Source organism: Streptomyces sp. NPDC048002 (assembly GCF_040653275.1).
GTDB lineage: Bacteria > Actinomycetota > Actinomycetes > Streptomycetales > Streptomycetaceae > Streptomyces.
In genome coordinates this window covers 13,201-32,485 of record NZ_JBEZNL010000037.1, presented here as the reverse complement: position 1 = coordinate 32,485, position 19,285 = coordinate 13,201, and the positions used below count along the sequence as shown (strand labels likewise).

Genomic DNA, 19,285 nt, shown 5'->3' with positions numbered 1-19,285 from the left:
TCCACGGTGACGGCTTCGACCGTACTGGCTCACCGGCTGTCGTTCTTGGTGGTTCCCGCGTTCTCCCCGCCGCCGGCGTTGAGGTGCTGGAGGGCCGCGATGAGTTCGTGGCACGCCTCCTCCACCGAGCGTCTGGTGTTGAGCTGTTCGGTGATGAGCGCGGACAGCAGGAGCGCGGTCAGGCCGAGGGTTCCGTTGAACGCCTGGAGCTTCATCATCGACTCCACCTCGGACAGCCCGGTGAAGGAGCCGACCCCGTCCCGGGCCGCCATGGTCGCCAGCACGGAGGCGAAGATCGCACACGCCATGCCGCCCGCCAGCTGGAAACGGAGCGCGGCCCAGATCAGGATCGGGTACACGAGGAAGAGCAGGCTGAGCGAGCTGTAGGTGACCAGGGGGATCAGCACGCAGACGGCGGCGGCGAGCGCGACGGCCTCGGCCCAGCGGCCGGACAGCGTGGGCCACCGGGCCCGGTAGAGCAGGAGCAGCAGCGGGGTGACGAGGACGACGCCCATCGCGTCGCCCACCCACCAGGCCAGCCAGATCAGCCACAGGTCGTCGGAGCCGATACGGTCCGTGGCGACGAGCATGCCCATGCCGATGCCGGAGCTGATCAGCATGGCGCCGAGCGCGGCCAGGAAGACCAGGGCCAGGCCGTCGCGCACCCGGCTCAGGCTCTGCCGGAAGTCCACCATGCGGAGCAGTTGCCAGGCGAGCAGGGGGGCGAGGGTGTTGCCGACCACGATCGCCAGCGACGACGGTCCGGGGACGGTCAGGGACGCGACGACGAGCAGCGCGCCGAGGGCGATGCCCGGCAGGCAGCGCAGCCCGAACAGCAGCAGGCCGGCCACCGCGAGTCCGGTGGGCGGCCAGAACGGGGAGACGACCGCCCCGTCCGCGGTCAGCTGCTGCGACAGCCCCAGTCGACCTGCGGCGTAGTAGCAGGCTGCGAAGAGCAGCGTCTCGCAGGTGAGGACGATCGGTCGCGGCCAATCACGGAAGCTCACCACAGCAGCCATCAGACACCGGCGCGGCCGGGTCAGCGAGGCGAACGGCTCCCGGTGCCCCCCTGTGGGGTAACCGCACGGGTGTCGTGGCCGACGACGAGGACGGCCGCGTCGTCCTCGTGGCCCACGAGTTCGGCGTTCTTCAGGACGGCGGCCGCGAGGGCGTGCGCCTCCAGCCCCGCGACGGCGGCCACGCTCGCCAGCCGGACGATCCGGTCGAGTCCCTCGTCGACGCTGAGGGACGGTCCCTCGACGACACCGTCCGTCAGCAGGACGAAAAAGCCGCCCAGGGTGAGCTGGTAGCGGGTCACGGGATAGGGGGTTCCCTTCAGGACGCCCAGCGGCGGCCCGCCCTCGTCGTCGGAGACGGCCGCGTGTCCGTCGGCCGTGGCCCAGACGCAGGGGATGTGCCCGGCGCGGGCGCTCTCCAGGACGCCGGTGGCCGGGTCGAAGCGCATGAAGGTGCAGGTGGCGAAGAGGTCCTTGTCCAGGGAGAGGAGCAGGTCGTTCGTCCAGGTGAGCAGTTCGCCGGGGTCGCTGGTCACGGAGGCGAGGGCGCGCAGGCCCACCCGGACCTGTCCCATGAAGGCCGCCGCGTCGATGGTGTGGCCCTGCACGTCGCCGACGGACAGGCCGACGCGGCCGTCGGGCAGGACGAAGGCGTCGTACCAGTCGCCCCCGACGTTCAGTCCGGTGTACGCGGGGGCGTAGCGGGCGGCCAGGTGGAAGCCGGGGACCTCGGGCAGGTCGGTGGGGAGCATGTCGCGCTGGAGCGCGATCGCGAGTTCGACCTGGGACCGGCGCAGCTCGGCCAGCTCTCGTGTCTGGGCGGTCAGCGTGGCGAGTCTGGCGAGCAGCTCTTCTCCGTCAGGGGTGTGCCGTTTGCGGAACATCACCCACTCCCGGGCCGGGCGGCCTCCGTCTGGGCGTCGCCGCACGGCGAGGCCACTGGGCACCGGACAGGGCAAGTCTCTCATCCGGCGGGGTGCGGGGCATCGCGGAACGATCAACTTAGGTTAGCCTTGCCTCCATGGCGACGACCCGTCGGCTGGTCCCCCAGCACCCCAGGATGTTCCGCGCCCACGTCGTGCGCGCCGAACGCGTTTCCCCCTCCATACAGCGGCTCACCGTCACCGGCGCCGACCTCACCGAGTTCCCCTGGCAGGGCTACGACCACTGGTTCCGCCTCTTCCTGCGACTCCCCCACCAGCGCGACCTCAGGCTCCCGGAGTTCACCGGCGCGCAGTGGTGGCAGCCGTACCTGGCCATCCCCGAGGAGGAGCGGCCGCACTGCGCCAACTACTCCGTGGCCGACTTCCGGCCGCGGGCGCGGGAGATGGACATCGACTTCGTCGTGCACCGGGGGCCGGACGGCGAGATCGAGGGCCGTGCGGCGATCTGGGCCTGCCGGGCGGTCCCGGGGGACGCCCTCGCCGTACTCGACCAGGGCGTTCTCTTCGACTGCCCGGGTGACGCCTCCGAGGTGACGATCGTCGCCGACGAGACGGGGCTGCCCGCCGCCGCGGGCATCCTGCGGTCCCTGCCCCGGCAGACCGTGGGCCGGCTCATCCAGGAGGTTCCCACCCGCGACGACCGGCGCGTCCTCGACGGCCCGGCCGGGGTCACCGTCTCCTGGGTCGTACGGCAGGACGACACCTCCGTGCCCGGCACCGCCGCGCTGCGCGAACTGCGGCGTCTGACCTCGCCCGACGCCAAGGGGTACGCGTTCCTCGTCGGCGAGTCGGCGCTGGCCACCGAGGGCCGCCGGCACCTGCACCGCGCGGGACTGCCGAAGGACCGCATCACCTTCTCGGGGTTCTGGAAGCACGAGGCGGCCGAGGCGGCCTGAGTCAGGAACCCGGTACCGACGGCACCACGCAGACGCTGTCGAGCCCGAGGACGTGGTTGAGCCGCCCGAAGGCCAGCCACGATCCGATGCTCATCGTCAGTTCGACGATCTCCGGCTGGCTGTAGCAGGCCTTCATCCGGGACCAGAACGCGGCGTCCAGGTTGTGGTGGTCGCAGGTGTAGCGTTCCGCGTACTCGGCGGCGAGGCGGGTGCGTTCGTCGAAGGCGTCCGTCGTACGCCACCGCGTGACCGCGTCGGCGAATTCCTCCTCGACCTTCTCGCCGTCCCGTTCGGTGCGCCAGTCCAGGCAGAACAGGCACCCGTTGAGCTGCGCCACACGCAGCCGGGCCGCCTCGAACTCGCGGAGGCCGAGCGTCGAGTGCTCGTACACGGCCAGCGAGAAGGCGCTGGCCGCAGGTCCGATGCCGGGCACCATCGCGCCCCAGACATGGGCCAGGGGGTCGGTGCCCTCGGGAATGTCGATCTCCATGATCACTTCTTTCCCAGTCGGCCCGCGGCGGCGCGCAGCGGGACGTCGAGCGCGTCGTAGAGCCCCGGACCGGCGTCGACCAGCCAGTCGACGGCGTTCACCAGGCGCCCGACGGCCGTCGCGTTCCCGCCCGCGGCCCGGTTACCGCCCTCGTCGGTGGCCTCCACCGTCACCTCGATCCGCGGACGGCCCTCGATGATCACGCGGTGCGCGCCGGCGCCGCCACCGGGCGGGACCGGCCAGTCGGGCGCGCAGGCGGCGTGGATCCGCGTGACGTGCTCGATGACGATGCGCGGTTCGCCCTCCACCAGCCCGCGCACCTCCAGGCGCACCGCACCCTGGGTGCCGGCCGGGAACTCCCCCATGGTGTCGGTGACCACGGTCGCCTCCAGCGCGCGGCGCTCCAGCTTCTCCTCGACACCGCCGAGTTCGGCGCCCAACGCCTTGGCCATCAGCCGCAGTTGTCCGCCCCAGATCATCTCCGGGATGCCTTCGGCGAGCATCAGCGGCTGGTAGTCCAGCGGGTGCCCCATGCCGATCAGGTGGCGGACGGCGTCCTCCTGGTCGTACGTCGAGTAGTCGAAGACCTCCTGGCAGCGGACCGTGTCGATCTCCGACGCCAACCCGCTGACCAGCAGCGGCAGTACGTCGTTGGCCCAGCCGGGATCGACGCCGGACACGAACAGCGCACCGCCCCCCGCCCGCGCCGCCTCCAGCAGCGGGCCGCGGATCTCCTGCGGCGCGCCCGCGCAGTCGTACATCCCGTACAGGGACGGTGTCACGACCACCGCGCCGGCCCGCAGCGCGCGGCTGACGTCCTCCAGCGCGCCGTCCATCCGGACGTCCCCGGAGGCCGCGTACACGACCGCGCGGGGGGCCGCGGCGAGCACCCCGGCCACGTCGTCCGTCGCCGCGACCCCGAGGCGCCGGTCGAGGCCGCCCAACTCGCCCGCGTCCCGGCCGACTTTCGCGGGATTCGACACCAGAACGGCCGACAGGCCGAGCAGTGGATGGGCCGCGACGGCTCGAATGGCCGCGCGCCCGACGTTCCCCGTACCCCAGACCACCGTGGGAATCATGGGCGGAGAGTAACGACCCGTCCCGAAACTTCCCATAGGCGTGCACGGGGAATCGAAGGGGGCGGGCGGGCACCCTCAGGTGGTGTCGCCGGGGGCGAAGGGTTGCAGCAACTGGTCGACGGGGGCGTAGTCGTCGGTCAGCGGGCGGGCGTCGCCGATCCAGGCGGTGAGGGCGTCGCCGGTCGCGATCCGCCAGCCGGTCCGGCGGGCGTCCAGCGCCTCCTGGGTCGCCCTCACGTCGACGGGTCGGTCCGAGGCGAGGACGACGAGATTGCCGCCCTCGGGTGCGATGGCGGTGTCGAGGCCGATGTCCGCGGGCTCGCCGACGACGGCGACGTGGTCGAAGACGTCGCCGAGCGTGGCCACTTCGGCGCGGGCGAAGGACTGCGCGCCGTGGTCGATGAGGTTGGCGACGTACAGACCGTCCTCGTCGAGCACCCGCCGTACGTCCGCCATCGCCTCCACCGTGGTGAGGTGCCAGGGCACGCTGATCCCTCCGAAGGCGTCACCGACGACGAGGTCGCGGCTGCCGGTGTCCAGCCGGCGCAGTCCGAGCCGGCCGTCCTCGGTCCGTACCTCGATCCCGTCCCCCGAACCCAGGCCCAGCCGCTCACGGTTGACGCGTACGATCCCGCCGTCGATCTCGGAGACGAGGCTGTGCGTCCCGGGCCGGGTGGCGGCGAGGTAGCGCGGGAAGGTGAGCCCGCCCCCGCCCAGGTGGTACGCGGCGAGCGGCTCGTCCTCGGCGAAGGCGGCGTCCACGGCGGAGGCGACGGCCCGGACGTACGTGAACTCCAGATGGGTGGGGTCGTCGAGGTCGACGTAGGAGTGGCGCAGTCCGTCGAGGATCAGGGTGCGGCCACCGGGCCGGTCGGGGTCGGCGACCACGCGCGCGCAGTGGTACCTGGTCTCGGTGTCGCAGCCGCCGGGCGCGACGGTGACGGCGAGTCCGCCCGCGACGGTCACCAGGGCGAGGGCCGGGGTGCCCGTCCAGCCGCGGGTGCGCCACTCGACGACCGCCGAACCGAGCACCAGCAGGATGCCGAGTCCGATCAGGATGCCGCTGACCGGCAGCCTGGACACCAGGACGAAGCCGGTGAGGACGGTACCGACGATGGCGCCCACGGTGCCCACGCCGGAGAGCCGGCCGACCACCGTCCCGGTCTCGGCGAGGCTGGTCAGACGGAGCTTGGTGACGAACGGTGTCACCGCGGAGAGCAGCGCGCCCGGCACCAGGATGGTCAGCGACGCGACCAGCATCAGCAGCACCGGGGACCATTCGGCGGTGGCCCGCAGGGCGGCGGGGGTGAGCGCCACGACCGCGCCCGACACCCCGAGCGCGGGTCCGAGCAGGCGCCGCGGATCGATCTGGTCGGCGATGCGCCCGCCCAGCCAGGAACCGAAGGCGATCGCGGTGAGGGCGATCCCGATGACCATGGTGCTGGTTTCGAGGGTGAGGCCGAGATAGGGAGCCAGCAGCCGCAGCGCCACGATCTCGACGACCAGGACCGCGGCCGAGGAGCCGAAGACCAGCGCGGCGGCGGCACGGGGGCCCAGATGTCGGTGGCGAGGCGGGTCCTCGGCGACGGGCGAGGAAGACGTTCCGGTCACGCCCGCCATCCTCGCACGCGGCCCGTCGGTGAACGGGGATCGCCGACGGTGCGCACCAACTGCGCGGTGCGCACCGTCGTGTTGTCGGGCGAGGTCACCAATGACGGCAGTCCCAGTGGCCCTTCACCCAGTAGTGGTACCAGTGGCCGTGGACGTAGACCCACTTGTAGTGACGGTCGTGGTCCCAGTAGCCCTTGTGCCACTCACCGTGCTTGTCGTAGTGGCCCTTGTGCCAGGTCTTCTTGTGGTAGACCTTCTTCTCCCAGTGGCCCTTGACCCACTTCTTCTCCCAGTGGCCCTTCTTCCACTCGCACCGGTCGTGGTCGCGATGGTGGTCAACCACCGACGAGACGGCCGCTGTTGTGGTCGACGGAGCCGCGGTGGCGGTGCCGGAGAGGCCCAGGGCGGCGCCACCCGCCAGCAGTCCCGCGGCCGAGGCACCGGCCACCAGACGGCGGACTCGCATGGATGCAGCCATTGAGGCTCACCTCTTTTCCGAGCTGGATACACAGGCGTAAGGGATTCGAGGCACAGACCACTGCGTATGAGTCGGGCAAGAAGAAAATTCGCTTGAATCGCCAAACCAGGAAAAAGCGTTCACGGTCATCCGTGGTGGCGGCGGTGTCGAATCCCAGACAGAGCAGAGTCGCCCTCGTCCCCCGCGGAGGCCGGTCATGACCACCGTCGCCACCCCACCCGAAACCGGCACGGGCACCCGTCACCATGTGGCCCTCGCCCGCAGCCGCCACTCCCCCGCCGTGGCGCGCAGGATCACCGCCCGCTGGCTCGCGGACCACGGCATGCCGCCCGGCGCGACCCCCTGCGCCCTGCTCGTCGTCTCCGAACTGGTCACCAACACGGTGCGCCACACGAACGGGCCCTGCGCCCTCACGCTCACCTCGGACACCACGACGATCGACATCGCCGTCACCGACTCCAGCGCCCGCCTCCCCCGGACACCGGAGCACCCTCGGGCCGACGCGCCCGGCGGGCGGGGCCTGGCCCTGCTGCACGCGCTGGGGGCCCGGATGACGGTCGAGTCGGGCCCCTGGGGCAAGACCGTGCACGCCGAGCTCGACCTGTCCGGCGAGCCGGTCCACAGGCGGCCCGAGTCCGCAAGCGGGGGAGGCTGACCCGCTCCCGGGCTGCGGGTCTCCCTCCCGCGGCGGACCATCGGACGAGAGACACGCCGACGGAACGTGAGACAGATGCCGAGCGCGGCCCACGACAGCGGCCCCGACCCCTCGGGCGGCGACGCCCAGAGCGTCGAGGTGCTCCTCGCCCGGGTCGCGGACGGCGACCGGGGTGCCTTCACCGGCGTCTACCAGGCCCTGGCGCGTCCCGTCATGGGGCTGGCCTGCCGCATCCTGCACGACCCGGCGCAGGCGGAGGAGGTCACTCAGGAGGTGATGGTCGAGGTGTGGCGCACGGCCGACCGCTATCGGCGGGACCGCGGGAGCGCCAAGGGCTGGGTGCTCACCCTCGCCCATCGCCGGGCCGTGGACCGGGTGCGGCACGCCGAGGCGGCGGCGCAGCGCGAGCGCCGGGCGGGCGCGGTCATCGGGGGCCGCGAGCACGACGAGGTCGCCGAGACGGTCGAGGACGAGGACGAGCGCCGACGCGTCCAGGAGTGCCTGGACCGGCTCGCCCGGATGTACCGGATCCCGCTGAAACTGGCCTACTACCAGGGCCTGACCTACCTGGAGACGGCGGCCACCCTGTCCGCCCCGGCCGGGACGGTGAAGTCCCGGATGCGTACCGGACTGCGCCTGCTGCGGGACTGTCTGGAGGCCCGGTCATGATCCCCGAGGAAGATCCGCACCTGGCCGTCGGCGCCTACGTCCTGCACGCCCTGCCGCCGGACGAGGCGGCCGCCTTCGAGAAGCACCTGGCCGACTGCCCCGCGTGCGTGCTGGAGACGGCGGAGCTGAGCGAGGTCGCGGCCCGGCTGGCGTGCACCGAGACCGCGGAGGTCCCGCCCGAGCTCCTCGCCCGCGTCCTGCGGGAGATCGGCAACGGCCCGCAGGCCCCGCCCGCCCGACCGATGCCCGGCGGCAGGCGCCGGCGTGTCCTCGCCTGGGCCCTGGCCGCGAGCCTCGTCGTGGTCGCCGGGCTGGGCGGAGTCGCCGCCTGGCAGTACGACCGGGCCGGCGACGCCGAAGCCCGCGCCGACGCCCTGCGGGACGACCGGCAGGCGCTGAGCGAGGTGCTGACGGCGCCGGACGCCACCCTGCACACGGCGGAGCTGGAGGGCGGCACGACCGCCGCGGTGGTCGTCTCCCGCTCGTCCGACCGGGCCGCCTTCCTCGCCGCGGACCTGCCCGACCTCGACGGCGGCCAGGTGTACGAACTCTGGTACGCGGCCCCGTCGGGCAGCCTCCGCCCCGCCGGTCTGATGCCCGGCAGCGGCGACCGGACCGCCCGCACCCTGGCCGGCCCGCTCGGCGAGGCGGTCGCCGTCGGCATCACCGTCGAACCGGCCGGCGGCTCCGAGCAGCCGACCACCGAACCGCTCGGCATCATCGAGATCGCCTAGGTCGTGGTGCGAGAGCGTGGCGGACACGGCCCGGCGCCCGGTGGTCGGCGGGGCCGCTCGGGCGGTCAGGTGTGTTCCGGGCCCTCGATGGACACCCTGGGCAGCCGGCGGGCCAGGGGCGCCGGCAGCCACCAGGCCCGTCGGCCGAGCAGTTGCATCACGGCCGGGACGATCAGGCAGCGGATGATCACGGCGTCGAGCAGGATGGCGACGGCGAGGCCGAGTCCGAACTGCTGGAGCATGCGGTCGGAGCTGAGCACGAACGCCGCGAAGACGACGATCATGATGGCGGCGGCCGCGGTGATGACCTTCCCGGTGGAGGCGAGCCCTTCGCGCACCGCCCGCGAGTGGTCCCTGGTGTGGATCCACTCCTCGTGGATGCGGGAGACGAGGAAGACCTCGTAGTCCATGGAGAGCCCGAAGACGATCGCGAAGATCAGCGCCGGGATGAAGGCCTCGACGGGGCCGGGCTGGGCTCCGAACCAGCCGTGCTGGAACACCAGGGTGATCACACCGAGCGCGGCGGAGATCGACAGCAGGTTGAGGACGGCCGCCTTGACGGGGATCCAGACGGACCGGAAGACCAGCAGGAGCAGCAGCGAGGAGAGCCCGACGACGACGGCGACGAACAGCGGCAGCCGCTCGGCGAGGGTCTCGGAGACGTCCTGGGAGGCCGCGGTCGCGCCGCCGACGAGGATCTCGGCGCCGGTCGCCCGCTCCAGGGGCGGGGCAACGTCGTCGCGCAGCCGGTGCACGAGGTCCACGGTCCCCTCGTCCTGCGGGGAGGTCGCCGGGTGGACCAGGACGGTGGACAGGGCGCCGTCCTCGGAGGGCATGCCCGGTCCGACCGCGGCGACGCCTTCGGTGGCGGCCAGTTCGGCCCGGACGGTCCGGCCGGCTTCCTCGTCGCCCTCGACCAGGACGACGAGGGGTCCGTTGAAGCCGGGGCCGAAGCCCTCGGCGAGCAGGCGTCGAGACGACGTCCCGGCACGCCTACGACCTGGGCACGCCGCCCTCGCCGCCTGCCGGGAGCTGCGCCCCGACGTGGTGCTGATGGACATCCGCATGCCCGGCATGGACGGGCTGGAGGCGGCCCGTCGCATCGCCGCCGAGGAGGAGCCGGCGGCCGTGAAGGTCGTCATGCTGACCACCTTCGACCTCGACGACTACGTGTACGCGGCGCTCAGGGCGAGTGCCGCGGGCTTTCTGGTGAAGGACACCGAACCGGCGGAGCTGCTGCACGCGGTGCGGGTCGCCGCCCGGGGTGACGCGCTCATCAGCCCGTCCGTCACCCGTCGGCTCATCGCCGAGTTCGCCGACCGGCCGGACCGCACGCGCGCGCCCGACCGGCGCCTGGAGGTCCTGACCGCCCGCGAAGGCGAGGTGATGCGGCTGATCGCCGCGGGGCGCACCAACGACGAGATCGCGGCGGAGCTGGTGGTCTCCCCGCTCACCGCGAAGACCCACGTCAGCCGCATCATGGCGAAGCTCGGCGCACGGGACAGGTCCCAGGTGGTGATCATGGCCTACGAGTACGGCATGGTCAGCCCCGGCCGGCCGGCGGACTGAACCGCTCTGCCGGGGGTGCGCCCCTCCGCCGGGCGTGCGCCCCTCCTACGGTTCAGCCCCGCACGCACGCCTGGATGACCTCGGCAACCCGTTCGACGACGGGCAGGTTGTGCCGGGCCCGCCGGGCGAGGCCCAGCTCCACCGTCTCCTGCTCGGCCAGCGGGACGTAGGTGACACCGTCCAGGCGGAGGCTCTGGACCGACTCCGGGACCAGGGCGACGCCGTGTCCCGCGGCGACGAAGACCACGAGGGTCGCCGTCTCCCCGACCTCCACGAGGGTGGCGGGCTCGAACCCGGCCCGCGCGCACGCCGCGAGGACCCGGCTGTGCATCGACGAGCGGCCCTGGGAGGGGTGGATGACGAAGGTCTCGCCGGCGAGGTCGGCGATCGGGACCCGGGAGCGGCCCGCCAGCCGGTGCCCGCCGGGGACGACGGCCACGAGGCGCTCGGAGCGCAGCGGGACCACCTCGACGGACGGGTCGGAGGGGTCCACGGGGCCGGCGGACCTGAGCAGGGCGAGGTCGAAGGTGCCCTCCCGCAACCCCGCCATCAGCTCCGGAGCGAGCAGCTCACCGCGGAGTTCGGCCGAGACGTCCGGGACCTCGGTGCGCAGGGTCCGGGCGACCCGGGGCAGCACGTCGTAGGTGGCGGTGCCCACGAATCCCACCGAGACGCGTCCCGCGTATCCCGAGGCCAGCATCTCCATGTGGGCTTCCGCGTGCCGTACCTCGGCGAGGATCGCCTTCGCGTGCGGCACGAGCCGGCGCCCCGCGTCGGTGAGTTCGACGCGCCGCGTGGACCGGTCGAAGAGGGTGGTCCCCATCTCCCGCTCCAGCTGCTTGATCTGCTGGGACAGCGCCGGCTGGGCCACATGGACCCGGGCGGCGGCCCGGCCGAAGTGGCACTCCTCGGCCAGCGCGAGGAAGTAGCGGACCTGTCGGACCTCCATGCCGCCACCTCCCACGGGACACATTCATAAGTCGGGCCGATGGATTGAGTGTAACTAGGTATTGGATCGGATGAATGGTGCGGGCATAGCGTGAGGACATGGTCGACAGCTACCTCTACTCAGCCGTGAGAACCCCCTTCGGCAAGTTCGGCGGAGCGCTCGCCGGTGTCCGGCCGGACGATCTCGCCGCCACCGCCGTGTCCGCGCTGCTGCGCGAGACGCCGTCCCTCGACCCGGCCGCCATCGGCGACGTGGTGTGGGGCAACGCCAACGGCGCCGGTGAGGACAACCGCAACGTCGGACGCATGGCCGTCCTGCTGGCGGGGCTGCCGACGTCGGTGCCCGCCACGACCGTCAACCGCCTGTGCGGCTCCTCGCTGGACGCGGCGATCATCGGCTCCCGGGCCGTCGAGACGGGCGACGCCGACATCGTCCTGACCGGCGGGGTCGAGTCGATGACCCGCGCGCCGTGGGTCCTGCCCAAGCCCTCCCGCGGCTTCCCGGCCGGTGACCTCACGGCCGTCTCCACCACGCTGGGCTGGCGCCTGGTCAACGACCGCATGCCCAAGGAGTGGACCGTCTCCCTGGGCGAGGCGAACGAACTCCTGGGCGAGCGGTTCGGCATCCCCCGCTCCCGTCAGGACGAGTTCGCCGCCCGCTCGCACCGCCTCGCCGACGACGCCTGGAACAGCGGCTTCTACGACGAACTCGTGGTGCCCGTGGAGACGGGCGGCAAGGACGGGCAGGTGCTGCGCCGCGACGAGGGCATCCGGCCCGGGACCACGGTCGAGAAGCTCGCCGGGCTCAAGCCGTCGTTCCGCGCCGACGGCGTGATCACCGCGGGCAACGCCTCGCCGCTGAGCGACGGCGCCTCCGCGGTGCTGCTGGGCTCCGGCGCGGCGGCGGCCAGCATCGGGCGGGACCCGCTGGCGCGGGTCGCCGGGCGCGGGGTGTCCGCGATCGAGCCGCAGCTGTTCGGTTTCGCGCCGGTCGAGGCCGCGAACCGGGCGCTGCGGGCCGCCGGGATCACCTGGGCCGACGTGTCGGCGGTGGAGCTGAACGAGGCGTTCGCCGTCCAGTCGCTGGCCTGCGTCGACGCCTGGAAGATCGACCCCGACCTGGTGAACGCCCGCGGCGGCGCCATCGCCCTGGGACATCCGCTGGGCGCCTCCGGCGGCCGGCTGCTCGGCACGCTCACCGCGCGGCTGCGCGAGTCGGGCGAGCGGTGGGGTGTCGCGGCGATCTGCATCGGTGTGGGCCAGGCCCTCGCCGTCGTACTGGAGAACGTGAACGGGAGGACCTCGTGACCACCACCTTCCCCGCCGACGCCGACGGCGCGGTCGCCGGGATCGAGGACGGCTCGACCGTCCTGGTCGGCGGCTTCGGCATGGCCGGAATGCCGGTGCGGCTCATCGACGCGCTCATCCGGCAGGGGGCGAGCGGACTGACCGTCGTCTCCAACAACGCGGGCAACGGCGACTCCGGGCTCGCGGCGCTGCTGGACAAGGGGCGCGTCCGTAAGATCATCTGCTCGTTCCCGCGGCAGAGCGACTCCTGGGTCTTCGACCGGCTCTACCGGGAGGGCCGGATCGAACTGGAGGTGGTCCCCCAGGGCACCCTCGCCGAGCGGCTGCGCGCGGCCGGCGCCGGCATCGGGGCCTTCTACTGCCCGACCGGAGCGGGCACCCTGCTCGCCGAGGGCAAGGAGACCAGGGAGATCGAGGGGCGTACGCACGTCCTCGAATACCCCATCAAGGGCGACGTCGCGCTGATCGGCGCCCACCTGTCGGACCGCATGGGCAACCTCGTGTACCGCAAGACCGCGCGGAACTTCGGCCCCGTGATGGCCACCGCCGCGACCACGGTCGTCGCCCAGGTGACCGACATCGTCGAGACGGGCACCCTCGACCCGGAGACCGTCGTGACACCGAGCATCTACGTGGACCGAGTCGTGAAGGTGGGACCGACCGCATGAACGCGCCGACCGCACTCGTCGAGCACCTCGACCGCGCGCCCCTGACCCGGGACGAGATGGCCGCGATCGTGGCCCGGGACATCCCCGCCGGCTCCTACGTCAACCTGGGCATCGGCCAGCCGACGCTGGTCGCCGAGCACCTCCCCGCCGGCTCCGGCGTGGTGCTGCACACGGAGAACGGCATGCTCAACATGGGCCCGGCACCCGAGCCTGGGCAGGTCGACCCCGATCTCATCAACGCGGGCAAGGCACCGGTCACCGAACTCCCCGGTGCGTCCTACTTCCACCACGCCGACTCCTTCGCGATGATGCGCGGCGGCCACCTGGACGTCTGCGTGCTCGGGGCCTTCCAGACCTCGGCCGGCGGAGACCTGGCCAACTGGCACACCGGTGCTCCCGACGCCATCCCGGCCGTCGGAGGCGCCATGGACCTCGCGATCGGCGCCAAGCAGGTGTTCGTGATGATGAGCCTGTTCGCCAAGGACGGCTCACCCAAGCTGGTCCCCGAGCTGACCTACCCGGTGACCGGACTCGGGTGCGTCGACCGCGTCTACACCGACGTCGCCACCTTCGCCGTCGGCCCCGGGGGCGCGGTCGTCCTGGAGACGTTCGGCATCTCCTACGCGGACCTCGCGGCCCGCCTGGACGTGCCGCTCAGGGCCTGAGCAACCGGGCGCGACCCCGGCCGCTGCGATCCCGGCCACTGCGATACCGGCCGCGCTGGGCGTGGCCGCGGTGGGCGCGGCGGCCGGGCCGCGGCGGTCCCGTCCCCGCCGCCGCACGCCCTACGCCCTACGCCCTACGCCCTACGCCGCGACCGTCCACACGAACCCGTCCGGGTCCTCGAAGGGACCGGCGTCGGCCCCGATGACGATGCGGTGCGAACCGGAGCCCTCGGGCGACACGCCCGCGAGCTTGGCCAGGCCCCGGCGCTTGTACAGGGCCAGCTTCACAGTGCCCTCGCCGGTGGCGAACTCCGTGTACTTGCTGCCGAAGCTCTTGCCCACCTCAAGACCGCGGCCGACGTAGAACTCCTTGCTGGCCTTCATGTTCTCCACGCCGAGCAGCAGTACGATCTCGTCGACCTTCCGGGAGGCCGGGCCGGTGTCCTTCTTCGAGGACGACGCGACCTGCCACACCGTCCCGTCCGGCGCCTGCACGACGGCCCCGTACCCCCACAGCGACTTGGCGGGCGGCTTGACCACCGTGGCACCGGCCTCCACCGCCGCCTCGACGAGGGCGTTGACGTTCGCGGGCTGGGACACCACCAAGGAGAGCGTGAAGCCCCGGAATCCGCTGGTGTCCGCCTGCGAGGTCCGCACGCGTACCTCGTCGCCCAGGCCGAACGCGGACGTGTAGAAGTGGCCGGCGGCGGCGGTGTCCGCCACCTCGATGGCGACGAAATCAATGGAAGTCATGCCGACGAGGCTAGGGCGGTCGCCCGCGCCGCGCTTCTCGAATCCTGACCGGTTCCCGCCGGGCCCGACGGCTCCCCTCACTCGTTCGCGTGAAACTGGGCCCGGAGCCCCGGAACCTGGCATGACGCGGACCACGACGGGGATCACCCGGTCAGCACGTGCGCAGCGAACGACCAGGGAGCCGGGCGTGAGTGAAGTCGTCTTCGTCGCAGATTTCTCCTCCGAGGACCAGTGGGTGGCCGGGCGTTCCTGGGCCTATCCGGACGGCGGCCCCACCAACCGGGGCGACAACAAACTCGACCATCTCACCGAGGATCCCGCCTACTGCCGCGACGGCACGTTCCGTGCCACCCGCCGTCCTGACGGGCTGTGGGACGCCGGGCTGCTCACCACCGAGGAGAGCGCGGAGGGTTTCATGGTCCGCACCGGCGACCGACTGGAGGCGCGGGTGCGCCTGCCGGTCGAGCCGGGTGCCTGGCCGGCGATCTGGACCTGGCGGGACGGCGGCAACGAGGTCGACGTCTTCGAGTACCACCCGGACAACCCCGACCTGCTGGAACTCACCAACCACGTACGCCGGAGCGGGAGTTACGTCCGCGACGACGCGGTCAGCCCCGGGGGCACCGTCAGCCTGGGCGTGACCTTCGGCAGGCGCAGCGTGGTGTGGCTGCTCAACGGCAGACAGATCTACTCCGACAACCGCGGTGTCGGCTCGCACTGGCATGCCTACCTCATCGTCAACCTCTCCGTGTGCGCCGGCCGCTACCACCCCGCGCCGGACGACTCCGTGGACGAACTGTCGTACGCGGTGGAGAGCCTGGTCGTCCACCGGGGGCGCTGACGGGGGCGCGGGGACTGGGTACGGGCTACGGGCTACGGGCTACGGGCTACGGGGACGCTCAGGACCCGGCCACCTCGTGTTCCTGCCGGGGCGCGCCCGTACCGATCCCCATACTTGGCGCATGCTCAGCCACCTGCGCGACAAGGTCCTCCCCTCCCACCAGCGCCGATCCCTGGAAGATCTCCAGGAGGACCTCGACCTGTCGTCGGGCGACCGGCAGGCCAAGCAGTCGGCCTTCTGGACCATGCTCACGCTGTCGTCCGTGATCGCCGCGGGCGGCATCCTCACCGACTCCACGGCGACCGTCATCGGGGCCATGATCATCGCCCCGCTGTCGACCCCGATCATGGGTATCGCCCTCGGCGCGGTGCAGCGGCGCCGCTCCACCGCCCTCGCGTTCGTCGCGCTCGGCTGCCTGCTGGTGATCCTGATCGGCGCCGCGGCCTCGCTCGTCGTGCCCCAGAACTACCCACTGCTGTCCAACAGCCAGATCTCCGGACGGACCTCTCCCGGACTGCTCGACCTGATCGCCGCGCTGGCCACGGGCTTCGCCGGTGCCGTCGCGCTGGCCCGCAAGGACGTCGCCGCGGTCCTGCCCGGAGTGGCCATCGCCATCTCCCTGGTGCCGCCGCTGGTCGTCACCGGTGTCTGCGCCGGACAGGCCAGCTGGTGGCTGGCGCTGGGCGCCCTGGTGCTCTTCCTCTCCAACCTGTTCGCCCTGGTCTTCGCCGGCATGGTCGTCTTCGCCACGCTCGGCTACGTCCGCTCCGGTGCCCGAAGCACCGGCCGCGCACCGCGCCGCGCCTATCTCATGCTCGGCCTGCTCTTCGCGGCCGTACTGCTGCCCCTCACCGCGAACACCGTCACCGCCGTCCTGCTCACCACCTGGACCTCGCGCACCAAGACGGCCGCCGAGCAGTGGCTGTCGGAGAGCCCCGGCGCGACCGTCACCAATGTCACCTCCCAGTCCAGGACCCTGTACATCCACGTCCGCGGCCCGGGCCCCCTGCCTCCCATCAAGGATCTCCTCGACGACCTCCAGGGGCAGGTCCCCGACGGCGTCCCGGTGGTCGTCGACTCCACCGAGGGCCGGCAGATCACCGCCGGAAAGGTGGGCGACGAAGGCACGAACTGAGCCGCCGGCCCAGCCGCTCCACGTCCCGCCCGGCCCACTATTCGGTTGCCGCGGCCCGGCGCGCTCGGATAGGAAGCCTGCATGTTGAAGGGCAACAGGATCGGGCTGCGGGCCCGGCACGAGGACGACCTCCCCGTCCTGGTGGACCAGATGTACAACGACGTCGTCAACTCCTCACGGTCCGACACCGCGCCGTGGCGGCCGGTCTCACCGAACTCCAAGAACCTGCCGAACGTGGACGACGGTGACGAGAAGCGCGTCCCGTTCGCCGTGGTGGAACTGGACAGCGGTACCCTCGTCGGCACCGCGTCCCTGTGGGGCATCGACCCGCACAACCGCAACGCGCACATCGGCATGGGACTGCTGCCCGCCGAACGCGGCAAGGGGTACGCCACCGAGGTGGTCGCGGTCATGTGCCACTACGCGTTCGTCGTACGCGGTCTGCACCGCCTCCAGATAGAGACACTCGCGGACAACGCCCCGATGCTGCGCTCCGCGGAACGCAACGGCTTCGTGCGCGAAGGCGTCCTGCGCTCCTCGGCGTGGGTCATGGGCGAGTTCCTGGACGAGGTACTGCTCGGCCTCCTCGCCCAGGACTGGAAACCGGACCCGCGGCACTGACGGTCCCGTCCGCTCCGGCGGGCGCCGGATGAGCGAGGTCGAGCAGCATGAAGTCGTAGGCCCGCGGCCAGTCCGAGGGGCGGGCGCTGCCCATCCTGACGTAGCCCCAGGACCGGTAGGCGGCCGAGGCGGCCCTGCTCGCCGGGTGGACGTTCAGCAACACGCGTTCCGCGGTCACCTGGTCCAGCAGCGCAGTGTGGAGGCGCCGTGCGATCCCGTGGCCGCGCCAGGGTTCCCGTACGGCGAACTCCATGAGGCCGAAGCTCCGGTGGCCGTCCTCGCGCCGCAGGTCCTCGGCGACGGGCTCGGTCAACTCGTCCCACCAGCCCGTGTCGGCGGGCACGGCGTGCCCGTACGCCATGCCGACGGGCTCACCCTCCGCCGTCCGGGCCAGCGCGGCACGGAAGGCGGGTCGGCGGATCATGGTTCGGAAACGCCGGAACGCGGCCGTCACTCCGTCCGCGGTCTCGTGGTAGGGCGGCTCGGCGAACACCTCGGCGTACACCGAACGGAACGCGGCCTCGGCGCGTGCGGCGGCCGGCCCGTCCATCTGTTCCACCTTGATGATCGACCGCGACATCAATGTGGCCTCCAAGTAAGGCTGTTGGTAGCTGTGCCGGCTCCTACTCTGCACGGTTCGGTGAGCCTCCGGGGCGGTGAGTGATCCTCCCCGGCTCCCGGTGGCGCACCAGGCGTGCCGGGTGACGCTACGCTGGCGCGTCATGCGGCGGACGACGCGTCTCGACACCGAACGGATCCGGGCGGCACGGCGGCACATCGACCCCGTCTTCCTCGACTCGCCCCTCTACCGGTGCGAGGCGCTGGAGCCGGCACTCGGCTGCGCAGTGAGCGTCAAGCTCGAAACCGCCAACCCGGTCCGCAGTTTCAAGGCGCGCGGCACCGAGATCGTCACCGCGCTGCTCGCCGACGCCGGCGCCGATGCCGTGGTGTGCGCGAGCGCCGGCAACCTGGGCCAGGCGCTCGCCTGGTCCGGCCGGCGCCGGGGGCTTGACGTCACCGTGGTGGCGTCCCGCTTCGCCACCCCGGCCAAGCTCGACCGCGTGCGCGCCCTCGGTGCCGGGCTCGAACTCGTCGACGGCGACCACGAGTCGGCGCGCGAGCGTGCGGCGGAGACGGCACGTCGTCGCGGTATCCGGCTCCTGGAGGACAGCCTGGACATCGAGACCTGTGAGGGCGCGGCGACCATCGGGCTGGAACTGCTCAGCGCGGCAACGGAGTTCGACACGGTACTGATCGCTCTCGGGGGCGGCGCCCTCGCCACCGGCGTCGGTCACGTCATCAAGGACCTCGCCCCCGAGGTCGAGGTGATCTGCGTCCAGCCGCTCGGGGCACCCGCGTTGACGCTCTCGTGGCGCGCCCGGCACGTCGTGACCACCGACTCGGCGGACACCATCGCCGACGGAGTAGCCGGCCGGCTTCCCATCCCGGCCGTCCTGGACGATCTGCTCGTGGTGGCCGACGACGCCGTTCTGGTTCGGGAGGCGTCGATCGTCGTCGGGATGCGGCTGCTGTTCGACCACGCGGGACTAGTGGTCGAACCCTCGGCCGCGCTCGGCGTCGCGGCGGTCCTGGAGGACCCCGAGCGCTTCGCCGGGCGCCATGTCGTCGTGATCGTGTGCGGCGGAAACGTCGATCCGGTCGCCTACCGCGGCTGGGTCGGTACGGATCCCGGCAGCCGTTCATGACGTGCCCCATGGGCGCGCCGCCCGGCCTCCCGCACGGTCAGTGGAAGCAGAGGCAGAACGGATGTCCTGCCGGGTCGGCGTAGACCCGCCAGTTGGCCTCGGGGCGGATCTCGTCCGTCCGTTCCAGCAGGGTCGCGCCGAGGGCGAGCGCCCGCTTCTCCTCCCCGTCGAGGTCGTCGACGTCGAAGTCCAGGTGGAGCTGTTGGGGGCGGTCCTGGCCGGGCCATTCGGGCGGTCGGTAGCCGTCCACCCGCTGACAGGCCAGGGGCGTTCCCTCGAACCCGTGCACCTCGACCCAGCCGGAGTCCTCCGGGTCCATGACCACCCGGCCGCCGAGCAGTTCCGCGTAGAACTCGGCGAGTGCCACCGGATCGGCACAGTCCAGCGCGACAGCCTGCAGCTTTCGAATCACTTCCGGCACTCCTCGCTCCACGGGCGCTTCCGCGACGCCCTCGTACGGGAGGGGCGTACCCGGCAGGGCGGCGCGCATGCGCACGCC

Annotated in this window: 22 protein-coding genes and 1 pseudogene; 12 read left to right on the top strand and 11 right to left on the bottom strand. The window is 72.2% G+C overall.

Going from position 1 to position 19,285, the window contains the following annotated elements:
• Window positions 1-29: 29 nt before the first annotated feature.
• Together AB0E07_RS31750 and AB0E07_RS31745 are read right to left on the bottom strand one after the other, a co-directional pair.
• Window positions 30-1,019, bottom strand: a complete 990-nt coding sequence (locus AB0E07_RS31750) for an MASE1 domain-containing protein (protein ID WP_362259907.1) — start codon at window positions 1,017-1,019, stop codon at window positions 30-32.
• 20 nt (window positions 1,020-1,039) lie between these two features.
• Entirely contained in the window at window positions 1,040-1,900 is an 861-nt protein-coding gene (locus AB0E07_RS31745; protein ID WP_362259905.1) for a PP2C family protein-serine/threonine phosphatase, read from the bottom strand.
• A 137-nt stretch (window positions 1,901-2,037) separates the two neighbouring features.
• Between AB0E07_RS31745 and AB0E07_RS31740 the strand changes: the two genes are divergently transcribed.
• On the top strand, window positions 2,038-2,856 hold the full coding sequence (locus AB0E07_RS31740) for a siderophore-interacting protein (protein ID WP_362259903.1): 819 nt from the start codon (window positions 2,038-2,040) through the stop codon (window positions 2,854-2,856).
• A gap of 1 nt (window position 2,857) precedes the next feature.
• On the opposite strand, the gene AB0E07_RS31735 is transcribed toward AB0E07_RS31740, so the two are convergent.
• The 4 genes from AB0E07_RS31735 to AB0E07_RS31720 form a co-directional block, all read right to left on the bottom strand.
• Window positions 2,858-3,346, bottom strand: coding sequence for a carboxymuconolactone decarboxylase family protein (locus tag AB0E07_RS31735; protein ID WP_362259901.1), 489 nt, complete (start codon window positions 3,344-3,346; stop codon window positions 2,858-2,860).
• Window positions 3,347-3,348: 2 nt separating this feature from the next.
• The gene (locus AB0E07_RS31730) at window positions 3,349-4,425 is read right to left on the bottom strand and encodes a dihydrodipicolinate reductase (RefSeq protein WP_362259899.1); all 1,077 of its coding nucleotides are present in this window, start codon (window positions 4,423-4,425) and stop codon (window positions 3,349-3,351) included.
• 75 nt (window positions 4,426-4,500) lie between these two features.
• Window positions 4,501-6,036, bottom strand: coding sequence for a fused MFS/spermidine synthase (locus AB0E07_RS31725; RefSeq protein WP_362259897.1), 1,536 nt, complete (start codon window positions 6,034-6,036; stop codon window positions 4,501-4,503).
• Window positions 6,037-6,130: 94 nt separating this feature from the next.
• Entirely contained in the window at window positions 6,131-6,514 is a 384-nt protein-coding gene (locus AB0E07_RS31720; protein ID WP_362259895.1) for a hypothetical protein, read from the bottom strand.
• Window positions 6,515-6,710: 196 nt separating this feature from the next.
• Here AB0E07_RS31720 and AB0E07_RS31715 point away from each other — a divergent pair, with 196 nt between their 5' ends.
• The 3 genes from AB0E07_RS31715 to AB0E07_RS31705 all read left to right on the top strand — a co-directional run bounded on the left by AB0E07_RS31715 (window position 6,711) and on the right by AB0E07_RS31705 (window position 8,572).
• A complete protein-coding gene (locus tag AB0E07_RS31715; protein ID WP_362259893.1) occupies window positions 6,711-7,169 on the top strand; it encodes an ATP-binding protein in 459 nt (152 codons plus the stop codon).
• 75 nt (window positions 7,170-7,244) lie between these two features.
• The gene (gene sigK / locus AB0E07_RS31710; RefSeq protein ID WP_362259891.1) at window positions 7,245-7,838 is read left to right on the top strand and encodes an ECF RNA polymerase sigma factor SigK; all 594 of its coding nucleotides are present in this window, start codon (window positions 7,245-7,247) and stop codon (window positions 7,836-7,838) included.
• A complete protein-coding gene (locus AB0E07_RS31705) occupies window positions 7,835-8,572 on the top strand; it encodes an anti-sigma factor (protein WP_362259889.1) in 738 nt (245 codons plus the stop codon). Before sigK ends, AB0E07_RS31705 begins: the two co-directional genes overlap by 4 nt.
• Window positions 8,573-8,637: 65 nt before the next feature.
• Here the strand turns inward: AB0E07_RS31705 and AB0E07_RS31700 are convergent.
• Window positions 8,638-9,555 (bottom strand): annotated as a pseudogene (locus AB0E07_RS31700) (MMPL family transporter); the annotation flags it as partial.
• Between the two features lie 70 nt (window positions 9,556-9,625).
• Here AB0E07_RS31700 and AB0E07_RS31695 point away from each other — a divergent pair.
• Window positions 9,626-10,141 carry a response regulator transcription factor gene (locus tag AB0E07_RS31695; protein ID WP_362259887.1) on the top strand — a complete coding sequence of 172 codons (516 nt, stop codon included), beginning with the start codon at window positions 9,626-9,628 and terminating at the stop codon, window positions 10,139-10,141.
• Between the two features lie 52 nt (window positions 10,142-10,193).
• Here AB0E07_RS31695 and AB0E07_RS31690 read toward each other — a convergent pair whose 3' ends face one another.
• The gene (locus tag AB0E07_RS31690) at window positions 10,194-11,090 is read right to left on the bottom strand and encodes a LysR substrate-binding domain-containing protein (protein WP_362259885.1); all 897 of its coding nucleotides are present in this window, start codon (window positions 11,088-11,090) and stop codon (window positions 10,194-10,196) included.
• Window positions 11,091-11,188: 98 nt separating this feature from the next.
• On the opposite strand from AB0E07_RS31690, the gene AB0E07_RS31685 reads away from it, so the two are divergent.
• The 3 genes from AB0E07_RS31685 to AB0E07_RS31675 are packed head-to-tail and all read left to right on the top strand — an operon-like array spanning window position 11,189 to window position 13,730.
• Window positions 11,189-12,397: a thiolase family protein gene (locus AB0E07_RS31685; protein WP_362259883.1), complete on the top strand. Its 1,209-nt coding sequence runs from the start codon at window positions 11,189-11,191 to the stop codon at window positions 12,395-12,397.
• Entirely contained in the window at window positions 12,394-13,065 is a 672-nt protein-coding gene (locus AB0E07_RS31680) for a 3-oxoacid CoA-transferase subunit A (protein ID WP_362259881.1), read from the top strand. The genes AB0E07_RS31685 and AB0E07_RS31680 overlap by 4 nt, the downstream gene beginning before the upstream one ends.
• On the top strand, window positions 13,062-13,730 hold the full coding sequence (locus tag AB0E07_RS31675; protein WP_362259879.1) for a 3-oxoacid CoA-transferase subunit B: 669 nt from the start codon (window positions 13,062-13,064) through the stop codon (window positions 13,728-13,730). Before AB0E07_RS31680 ends, AB0E07_RS31675 begins: the two co-directional genes overlap by 4 nt.
• Window positions 13,731-13,871: 141 nt before the next feature.
• Here AB0E07_RS31675 and AB0E07_RS31670 read toward each other — a convergent pair whose 3' ends face one another.
• Window positions 13,872-14,483: a glyoxalase gene (locus tag AB0E07_RS31670; RefSeq protein WP_362259877.1), complete on the bottom strand. Its 612-nt coding sequence runs from the start codon at window positions 14,481-14,483 to the stop codon at window positions 13,872-13,874.
• A 187-nt stretch (window positions 14,484-14,670) separates the two neighbouring features.
• On the opposite strand from AB0E07_RS31670, the gene AB0E07_RS31665 reads away from it, so the two are divergent.
• The 3 genes from AB0E07_RS31665 to AB0E07_RS31655 all read left to right on the top strand — a co-directional run bounded on the left by AB0E07_RS31665 (window position 14,671) and on the right by AB0E07_RS31655 (window position 17,080).
• Entirely contained in the window at window positions 14,671-15,324 is a 654-nt protein-coding gene (locus AB0E07_RS31665) for a beta-glucanase (RefSeq protein WP_362259875.1), read from the top strand.
• Between the two features lie 121 nt (window positions 15,325-15,445).
• On the top strand, window positions 15,446-16,459 hold the full coding sequence (locus AB0E07_RS31660; RefSeq protein WP_362259873.1) for a DUF389 domain-containing protein: 1,014 nt from the start codon (window positions 15,446-15,448) through the stop codon (window positions 16,457-16,459).
• Between the two features lie 81 nt (window positions 16,460-16,540).
• Window positions 16,541-17,080, top strand: a complete 540-nt coding sequence (locus tag AB0E07_RS31655) for a GNAT family protein (protein WP_362259871.1) — start codon at window positions 16,541-16,543, stop codon at window positions 17,078-17,080.
• Here AB0E07_RS31655 and AB0E07_RS31650 read toward each other — a convergent pair.
• Window positions 17,007-17,660: a GNAT family N-acetyltransferase gene (locus AB0E07_RS31650; protein ID WP_362259869.1), complete on the bottom strand. Its 654-nt coding sequence runs from the start codon at window positions 17,658-17,660 to the stop codon at window positions 17,007-17,009. The two genes, AB0E07_RS31655 and AB0E07_RS31650, sit on opposite strands and share 74 nt — an antisense overlap.
• Window positions 17,661-17,802: 142 nt before the next feature.
• Here AB0E07_RS31650 and AB0E07_RS31645 point away from each other — a divergent pair, with 142 nt between their 5' ends.
• A complete protein-coding gene (locus AB0E07_RS31645; protein ID WP_362259867.1) occupies window positions 17,803-18,786 on the top strand; it encodes a pyridoxal-phosphate dependent enzyme in 984 nt (327 codons plus the stop codon).
• A 37-nt stretch (window positions 18,787-18,823) separates the two neighbouring features.
• Here AB0E07_RS31645 and AB0E07_RS31640 read toward each other — a convergent pair whose 3' ends face one another.
• The gene (locus tag AB0E07_RS31640; protein WP_362259865.1) at window positions 18,824-19,198 is read right to left on the bottom strand and encodes a VOC family protein; all 375 of its coding nucleotides are present in this window, start codon (window positions 19,196-19,198) and stop codon (window positions 18,824-18,826) included.
• Between the last annotated feature and the right edge of the window lie 87 nt (window positions 19,199-19,285).

Coding starts and splice junctions, on each gene's coding strand:
- AB0E07_RS31685 (WP_362259883.1), top strand. CDS start 11,189: ATGGTCGACAGCTACCTCTACTCAGCCGTGAGAACCCCCTTCGGCAAG.
- AB0E07_RS31720 (WP_362259895.1), bottom strand. CDS start 6,514: ATGGCTGCATCCATGCGAGTCCGCCGTCTGGTGGCCGGTGCCTCGGCC.
- AB0E07_RS31655 (WP_362259871.1), top strand. CDS start 16,541: ATGTTGAAGGGCAACAGGATCGGGCTGCGGGCCCGGCACGAGGACGAC.
- AB0E07_RS31745 (WP_362259905.1), bottom strand. CDS start 1,900: ATGTTCCGCAAACGGCACACCCCTGACGGAGAAGAGCTGCTCGCCAGA.
- AB0E07_RS31670 (WP_362259877.1), bottom strand. CDS start 14,483: ATGACTTCCATTGATTTCGTCGCCATCGAGGTGGCGGACACCGCCGCC.
- AB0E07_RS31690 (WP_362259885.1), bottom strand. CDS start 11,090: ATGGAGGTCCGACAGGTCCGCTACTTCCTCGCGCTGGCCGAGGAGTGC.
- AB0E07_RS31705 (WP_362259889.1), top strand. CDS start 7,835: ATGATCCCCGAGGAAGATCCGCACCTGGCCGTCGGCGCCTACGTCCTG.
- sigK (WP_362259891.1), top strand. CDS start 7,245: ATGCCGAGCGCGGCCCACGACAGCGGCCCCGACCCCTCGGGCGGCGAC.
- AB0E07_RS31650 (WP_362259869.1), bottom strand. CDS start 17,660: ATGTCGCGGTCGATCATCAAGGTGGAACAGATGGACGGGCCGGCCGCC.
- AB0E07_RS31695 (WP_362259887.1), top strand. CDS start 9,626: ATGGACATCCGCATGCCCGGCATGGACGGGCTGGAGGCGGCCCGTCGC.
- AB0E07_RS31750 (WP_362259907.1), bottom strand. CDS start 1,019: ATGGCTGCTGTGGTGAGCTTCCGTGATTGGCCGCGACCGATCGTCCTC.
- AB0E07_RS31675 (WP_362259879.1), top strand. CDS start 13,062: ATGAACGCGCCGACCGCACTCGTCGAGCACCTCGACCGCGCGCCCCTG.
- AB0E07_RS31730 (WP_362259899.1), bottom strand. CDS start 4,425: ATGATTCCCACGGTGGTCTGGGGTACGGGGAACGTCGGGCGCGCGGCC.
- AB0E07_RS31740 (WP_362259903.1), top strand. CDS start 2,038: ATGGCGACGACCCGTCGGCTGGTCCCCCAGCACCCCAGGATGTTCCGC.
- AB0E07_RS31660 (WP_362259873.1), top strand. CDS start 15,446: ATGCTCAGCCACCTGCGCGACAAGGTCCTCCCCTCCCACCAGCGCCGA.
- AB0E07_RS31645 (WP_362259867.1), top strand. CDS start 17,803: ATGCGGCGGACGACGCGTCTCGACACCGAACGGATCCGGGCGGCACGG.
- AB0E07_RS31715 (WP_362259893.1), top strand. CDS start 6,711: ATGACCACCGTCGCCACCCCACCCGAAACCGGCACGGGCACCCGTCAC.
- AB0E07_RS31735 (WP_362259901.1), bottom strand. CDS start 3,346: ATGGAGATCGACATTCCCGAGGGCACCGACCCCCTGGCCCATGTCTGG.